Annotated in this window: 6 protein-coding genes; 2 read left to right on the top strand and 4 right to left on the bottom strand. The window is 56.3% G+C overall.

What is annotated here, in order from left to right; genetic code table 11:
- Positions 1-51: 51 nt before the first annotated feature.
- Positions 52-372, top strand: a complete 321-nt coding sequence (locus JWR14_RS33760) for a DUF4148 domain-containing protein (RefSeq protein ID WP_299718138.1) — start codon at positions 52-54, stop codon at positions 370-372.
- 198 nt (positions 373-570) lie between these two features.
- On the opposite strand, the gene JWR14_RS33755 is transcribed toward JWR14_RS33760, so the two are convergent.
- A complete protein-coding gene (locus JWR14_RS33755) occupies positions 571-1245 on the bottom strand; it encodes a GntR family transcriptional regulator (protein WP_299718136.1) in 675 nt (224 codons plus the stop codon).
- Between the two features lie 766 nt (positions 1246-2011).
- Complete coding sequence (locus JWR14_RS33750) at positions 2012-3361, bottom strand: replication protein O (RefSeq protein ID WP_299718134.1); 1350 nt, start codon at positions 3359-3361, stop codon at positions 2012-2014.
- Here JWR14_RS33750 and JWR14_RS33745 point away from each other — a divergent pair.
- Positions 3360-3563: a hypothetical protein gene (locus JWR14_RS33745; protein ID WP_299718132.1), complete on the top strand. Its 204-nt coding sequence runs from the start codon at positions 3360-3362 to the stop codon at positions 3561-3563. The genes JWR14_RS33750 and JWR14_RS33745 overlap by 2 nt on opposite strands.
- Before the next feature lie 137 nt (positions 3564-3700).
- On the opposite strand, the gene JWR14_RS33740 is transcribed toward JWR14_RS33745, so the two are convergent.
- Entirely contained in the window at positions 3701-4663 is a 963-nt protein-coding gene (locus JWR14_RS33740; protein WP_299718130.1) for a ParB N-terminal domain-containing protein, read from the bottom strand.
- Between the two features lie 2 nt (positions 4664-4665).
- Positions 4666-5862 carry an AAA family ATPase gene (locus JWR14_RS33735; protein ID WP_299718128.1) on the bottom strand — a complete coding sequence of 399 codons (1197 nt, stop codon included), beginning with the start codon at positions 5860-5862 and terminating at the stop codon, positions 4666-4668.
- Between the last annotated feature and the right edge of the window lie 236 nt (positions 5863-6098).

Below are 6098 nucleotides of genomic sequence, written 5' to 3'. Positions count from 1 at the left end.
CTGGCCTGCAGTTTGCATATATCCGCTTAGTAACTTCATGGGAGATCGATCATGTTCAAGACTTTTATTCCTGCTGTTGTTATCGCCTCAGCACTCGCCGCTCCGGCGCTCGCCTTCGCTCAAGACAACACGCAAGTGACGCGCTCCGCGGTAAGGACTGATCTTCAACAAATGGAACAGGCGGGCTACAACCCCGCGGCCGACCGCACGACTTATCCCAACCAGGCCCAAGCCGCTGAACAGCGCGTGGAATCGGAACGCGGCGTAACCGCTACGTCATATGGCCCTTCGATGAGCGGCACGTCAGCTTCGGGCGTACGCTCGCCAATGGCCCCAGCGGACGGGACGCATTCCATCTATTTCGGTCATTGAGTGATGGCGAGACTGAGGCTGGTTTGATAACTCACGGGCGGGAAGGCAACTAGCGCGGCTTGGGCGCGCGACCAATCGCCAAAAATCGTGGTATTGGAATGTAAGAGACCGTTGCCAACTCCAGTTGGAAACGGTCTCCTTAATATTCTTGTTCGCGTTGCGCGGTGGTCAGCTCCTTCTAACTTCCGAACCTTATTCTTAGTCTTCCGCCGTCTCATCGAGCATCCGCATTGCCGCTTTCTCCGCGTTTGCCACATGCAATCGCGCGGCCGCACTGGCACCTTCCGCATCCCGCGCCTTCAACGCTTTGAATAATTTGTCGATTTCACGAAGACTGGCTGGAAGGCGATCTGGATGCATCAATGAGGTCGCGCGCAGCAGGTTGACCCGGGAGTACTGGCTCGTCAATATCTCTTTCACCAGGGCATTGCCGCAGTTATCGAGTAGTACATCGTAGAGTTCGGTCTTCGCCTTGAGTACGCCCGCTTGATCGCCGGCCATCGCTTGTGCGCGCAGCGCCTTCGCCTTTTCGCCGAACTGTGCGATGGCAGCTTCGTCCGCAATTCGCGCAAATTCTCCGGCAGCGAAACCTTCGAGCAAGCCTCGGATTGCATACAACTCCGTGGCCTCCTGCTTCGACATGATCGCAACCACTGGCCCCTTATGCGGCACGCTCCGTACCAGTTTTTCAGCTTCCAGCCGGCGCAATGCCTCCCGAACCGAGGTCCGACTGACGCCCAGCGTCTCACACAATTCACGTTCGATGAGCCGTGCGCCCGGTGCGAAGCGCCCGGACGTGATGGCCTGTCGAAGCACATTCTCCACCTGATGACGCAGCGTTTCCGGCCGCACCAAACCCATTTCGGCTGTCATTATTGTATTCCCGTCTGACAAAGATCCCACCAGCATGATACTTGATGCGCCGTGTTTGAAAGAATGATCGTGAGGTCGGTTTTACGCTATTGGGGCCGGTGTCCGTGTCTGTGGGCGGGCTCCATTCAATTGACTATTGGCGGATCGATTTGCTCGCGGGATCTGATATCAATGAATCTCCCGGACATGGTCATCACGCTTGCCCTCGGTCACTTTCAGTGGTGGGGTTTGTGCTGGGTCCGGGGTACGCAAGCTCGTTCGCGCTTTCGCGTAGGGATGTTTCGTCAGGCAGTTATACAGCTGGATTGCGTCGCCAACGGATTGGCAACGGTCGGGTTGGGCGCTTTTTAAATACGGACTGCATGTGTGACGAGCTGATTGTTGGACTCCGCGCGGTGCGAATCGCGGACGCTTGGCCGTCTGACCGTTAGTTGCGATTGATCGAGTTCTAACACGTTGACTATCACGTTCGGCGCTTCGGCATTGCACGTGGAGGTTGATTTTGTTCGATCCATTTTCTGAGAGCTGCCGCGTTGCGCAGCAGCTCTCAGTGCAGGTCGAGTCGATGTTTGACCACGAAACAACGCACCTCGGGTGAGCGCTCCGCCAACAAACAGAAAGAAAGCGGGCTGCTTTCATACGTGAATCCCGATGCCACTGACGTCCAGAGACACGCTGATGATGCTGATCAATGAGTGCTGTTCGTGCAGCGATAGCCGAGAGCATTCCAGTTCAGCGCGGAGGAAGGACGAACGGAAGCGCGCCATTAACCATTCGCCTTCAGACTTTGTCCTGAACTCACGTCAAGCTGCACGTCACGAGTATTCAGGGAAACGCCAGCACACGAAGCTCGGAGTATCTTCTTCATCTCATTCAGGCGATCGTTGATCGTCGATGTTCTCGTCCGTGGCGGCGCCGCGTGTCCGGCCGGCACCGTGGTCTTTAGCTGGAGCGTATGATTTTTGTCGCACTTCAATCGGAATGCGGTGACCTGATCGGGCGTCGCACGGATGACTTCCCTCGCGTTCAGCGCAGCGACGAACGCCGCTGCCCACTGTCCGGTGGAAACGCGTGGCCTTGCTTCGCGGTAGTCGTGGATGCTGATCGAATCGGCTGTGCTGGAGACCGTGATGAGGCGGGTGTTTGCCGTATCGATAAACACGTGTCCGGCGCACTGGCGCACAGTGGCGTCGATGTTCGCGGCTTGCGCGTTTTCCTCGGCTTGTTGTTCGGCAGCGAGTCGTTTGGCCCGAATCTGATGTCCAAAATCAACCGGCGAACGCAGCAGGGCGCGAAGATAGCTTATCGGGCGCTTCGCATTTCGCAGATGCTCCCAGGTGGCTTCGACTACGTCTGAAAGCAGCTTTGCCTGCACCTTCGCTTCTCGCATGAGTTTAAAAATCAAAAATTGACGAAAACCCAAACTCAGCAAGCGCTGGAGATCCGCTGGGAGCTCTCCTGGTTGTCTCTTTTGATTCTTAGGGAATAGATCCTTATATATAGCTCCGTCTGCCACCGTGACACACGGCTGACTAAATGAATGGCCGGATGCGCTGAGTGCCTCATCGTCCTGCGATGCGAAGTCGGTGAGTTGAGTAGCGGAAGTAGAAGGAAGCGGGCGAGGGAAAGATTGCGTTTCGGCATCCGGGGTGTCGGACGACTGCATTCCGGACGGCTGAGACACGTACCCAAGCACGATGCCGGATTTTTCGGTGAGGTGCAGATAGGCTCGACCAAACAGGCCGGCTGTCCCGAAACGTTTCTGAGGAACGCGTTCAATCAGGCCAGCGGCTTCGAGGTCGTCGAGACTCCGATAAAACGTGCGCATTGATTGCATGGCACGTCCGGTCAGAAGCTCACGGCGGGCGAATATGGCGGCGTATGGCCGATTGGCGTCAACCGTGCGTGCAAGTGCGGCCAACACGGCGCGAGCGCGCGCAGGGAGTGCAGGAAAGTTCGCAGCACGATGCGCGGCGCGGAATACAACCCAAGGGAGATTTGATTGACCGGCGAGAAATTCATCCAGCGCGGTTTGGTCGATATCGACGGAGTCGTCGGGGAGTGGAAGAGGGTACAAGTCCCCCTCGCCAGCAACAGAAAGTTGCGCGATAAGCATGTCACACGTCCATTTCTTCAAAATGGAAGAGAAACGCTTGACTGCCGATCGCTATCCGCTACACTTCGAGGTGTTGGGCCTTTATCCGATTCCCGTCGGAGAAATGCAGCGGTGGGCAAGCGACAGCGAAGCCCGGTTACTCAAAAGCCTTCGGTTCCCGCCGAAGGCTTTTGTTTTTCCTGCATTCGAAATCAGTTCATGATCGTTCCCGGCTGTTTGGTTAAGTCCATGATTTTTAACGGTTCCCTACTAGGGAAGTCGTGAACCTCGATTCGCGGCTTCCGGGTATTGGTGTGCTGCGTGCTAAGTCATTGATTTAAAGCAGTTCCCTACTAGGGATCACTGCTTTTCGAGTTCCGATTCAATAAACGCGTGAATTCGTTCTGCCCACTGTTCTGCTTCGTCAGCAGCTTTTCCTGAGAACGACACCCCGACCACCCCGTTTCGAGCCGAAATCTGGCAAACCTTCTTGGCCCCGCGTTTGACAATCAGAGGTTCGTGTTTCTCACGGGGCGCCCGGTCCGGCTTCGTTGCTGCCACCGCTTGTGCTTGGGTATATGTGTCATCACTCAAAAGCCGCTCGATAGCCGCTTTGACTTTATCTACACGACCCTCAGCCACCGCCTTCGCCATTTGCTCTGCGGCGTTACTTCCCAAACGTTCGGGTCGAGTTGCCAGCAGTTCCTTGCACTCGTCCGGCAGCAGATCGAACTTCATGATCCGCCCGACGTGCGAGTCGCTGATACCCGCAGCCTTCGCCAAATCTTCCTTCGTAATCCCGGTGGAATCCTGAAGCGATTTGAAGCCCCAGAATTTCTCGAAGTCCGAAAGAGTAGGCGACAAGAGGTTCGAGAAGAAGGCGGCGTACTCAACCATCGACGCATCGATGTCCAGCACGATGCCGTCAATCTCGGTTCGCCCCAGTTCGCGATACACCGAGGCCCGGTTATGACCGGCCACGATGTCGTACTCGCCATCGTGGCGCTCGCGCACCGTAATAGGCTGCGCGAGAGGGTAGGCCGTCAGGTTCGCTTTAAGTTCCGCGTACTCTGAAGGTGTAAGGCGTCGGCGACGACCCGGAATCTCATGAAGCTTGTCCAGCGGAAGCTTGCCGGGCGCTCGTTGCTCCAGCGCCCGCTTCAGCTTGTCAATCTCGGCCTGCTGGCTGTGAACCCGCCCTTGAAGACCGATCAACTGCCCGGGCGCGGTGCGCGGCGCGACCGGTTCCGAAGGCGTATCAATCCCATCGTCGTCCAGGCGAATTCCTGCCGCCTTTGCCTTTTGTTTCGCTGCTGTAGACATGCTTACTCCTTGTCCCAGAGGTAACAGACCTTGCTGTCGATCAGATCGACAACCTGGTCATACGGCACACGAATTCGTCGAAGCGTTGTGGCATTGCCGTCGTAGTTCGGGAAGTCGTAGACCGTCGAAAAATCGTTGGTGGTCGTCCTGGCAAGGTCGGTTTCCGGAATTTCGACGGGCAAGACGCGCTCGCCGTAGGTCGTAATGATCCAGTCACGAACGATGGACGCATTCGCCTTGTTCGGCATGCGCGTCACCAGGATGTCGATGAAGTCGAATACCTTGGCTTCATCGGCCGACTCTCCGAACTCCTTCATGCCGGAGACCATGTCGGAGAAAAGTGACCAGAACTGGACCATTGATGCGAACGAGAGTGTGTCCGGCATCACCGGCACAATGACCCCATCTGCCGCGAAAAGCGCATTGATGGTCAAGTAACTCAGCGTGGGCGCGGTATCGATGATGATGTAGTCGTACTCGTGCTTGAGTTCCTTGAGTCCGTCGTTCAGCACGTTCCAGAACTTTGCACTCGGAGACGCGTGAACGCGCGCCGGCAGCATGAATTCAGCGTTGAACAAGTCCGTGGATGACGGGATCAGATCAAGATTTTCCCAATACGTCTGCATTGGCAAATGCTTCATATCAAAGGATTCGCCACTGACGTAAGCTTCGATCAAGGGCAAAATAGTCTGGTCGCCATTGATTTCCGCGTGCGGGTTGATCCCGTACAGCGTAGTCGCACTGCCCTGCGGATCCATATCGATATGGAGGACCCGGCGGCCGTGACGTAACGACAAACCCTGCGCCAGCACCATGGACGTCGTGGTCTTGGTCACGCCGCCCTTGAAGTTGCCGATCGCGATGACTTTCCCGTCTTTTCCCGGCGGACGTTGTCTTGGTTTGCGTTCCGCCCTGACCCATTCAATGGTTTCGGCGAGCGTAAATTGCCGTGCGGCCCCGGGCTTTTCCTGGGTGCCTTGAGGCAGTTCCCCTTTCTTGATCAGATAGGAGAAGCGGGCTTTGTCGATACCGCACAGTTCCTGCAGTTTGCCGCTCGGGAACACCGGGGCAACCTTCCGTGGGAACGGCTGGAGCATTTGAGTGCGAATTCGCTCGAGCATTTTCGCGGAGCGAGCCGCCAAATTGACGAGGTCGTCCGGCGTCACCTCGATGGGTGGCGTCGAAAGGTTAATATCCATGCGTTATTCCCGGTGGCTCTGGTTCTACCAAAAACGCGGATTCTCCCTTAAAAGGTAGAACCGACGGTAAGCGAAGACTAAGAGGTATACGGAGTAAACGCAAGTAAACTTTGCCGGGCGCGGTAGCCGCAAAGGCACGTGGTTGTTAGGCTTGGGGGAGAAAGTTGAGAAAAGACTTGAGGCGAATCGGGGGTTTTGCGACGCTTTAGGTCTGTAGATTCAAGCGTCGGCGAGGA

This window comes from Caballeronia sp. (genome assembly GCF_028292365.1).
In the GTDB taxonomy this organism is placed as follows: domain Bacteria; phylum Pseudomonadota; class Gammaproteobacteria; order Burkholderiales; family Burkholderiaceae; genus Caballeronia.
This window is presented reverse-complemented; position numbering and strand designations above follow the sequence as displayed.

Excerpts from the sequence above, each read along its gene's own strand:
- JWR14_RS33750 (WP_299718134.1), bottom strand. The coding sequence starts at position 3,361 with ATGCTTATCGCGCAACTTTCTGTTGCTGGCGAGGGGGACTTGTACCCT.
- JWR14_RS33740 (WP_299718130.1), bottom strand. The coding sequence starts at position 4,663 with ATGTCTACAGCAGCGAAACAAAAGGCAAAGGCGGCAGGAATTCGCCTG.
- JWR14_RS33755 (WP_299718136.1), bottom strand. The coding sequence starts at position 1,245 with ATGACAGCCGAAATGGGTTTGGTGCGGCCGGAAACGCTGCGTCATCAG.
- JWR14_RS33745 (WP_299718132.1), top strand. The coding sequence starts at position 3,360 with ATGTCACACGTCCATTTCTTCAAAATGGAAGAGAAACGCTTGACTGCC.
- JWR14_RS33735 (WP_299718128.1), bottom strand. The coding sequence starts at position 5,862 with ATGGATATTAACCTTTCGACGCCACCCATCGAGGTGACGCCGGACGAC.
- JWR14_RS33760 (WP_299718138.1), top strand. The coding sequence starts at position 52 with ATGTTCAAGACTTTTATTCCTGCTGTTGTTATCGCCTCAGCACTCGCC.